This window comes from Kitasatospora putterlickiae, from assembly GCF_039527695.1.
GTDB lineage: Bacteria > Actinomycetota > Actinomycetes > Streptomycetales > Streptomycetaceae > Kitasatospora > Kitasatospora putterlickiae.
This window is the reverse complement of sequence record NZ_BAAAKJ010000211.1, coordinates 1-425: the sequence shown is the minus strand read 5'-3', so window position 1 is coordinate 425 and position 425 is coordinate 1. Positions and strand designations below refer to the sequence as shown.

At 78.1% G+C, this 425-nt stretch carries 1 pseudogene; it reads left to right on the top strand.

Annotated features, from left to right (window positions below):
* A pseudogene (locus tag ABD308_RS20960) lies at positions 1-425 on the top strand (hypothetical protein); the annotation flags it as partial.

The following is a 425-nucleotide window of genomic DNA, read 5'->3' as shown; positions in this document are numbered from 1 at the left end:
GGCCCGCCACCGGTTGCGGCCGTCGCTGCCCGGGCCGCACACCATCGGCGTGCCCGCGCTGGTGACGCCGGTCGCTCCGGCCGGCGCGCAGAAGGAGCCCGCGCGGACGGTTCCGGCGCTTCCGCCGGTGGTGGAGCCGCCGGTGGTCGATTCACCGGTCGAGGAACCGCCGGTGGTGGAGCCGCTGGTGGTGGAGCCGCCGGTGGAGGAGCCTCCGGTCACCGAGCCGCTGGACGAGCCGTCACCGCCCGTGGTGCTGCCACCGCCCGAGGTCGTCCCGCCGGACGTGGTGCCGCCTGATGCGGCGCTACCCGAGGTACCGCCCGTGGTGCTGGAGCCGCCGGTGGTGCTGCTTCCCCCGCCGTCGGCGGGCGGGTTGGCGGGGGCCGTCTGGGTGGGCTTGGGGGCCTTCGCGGGCGGGGCGG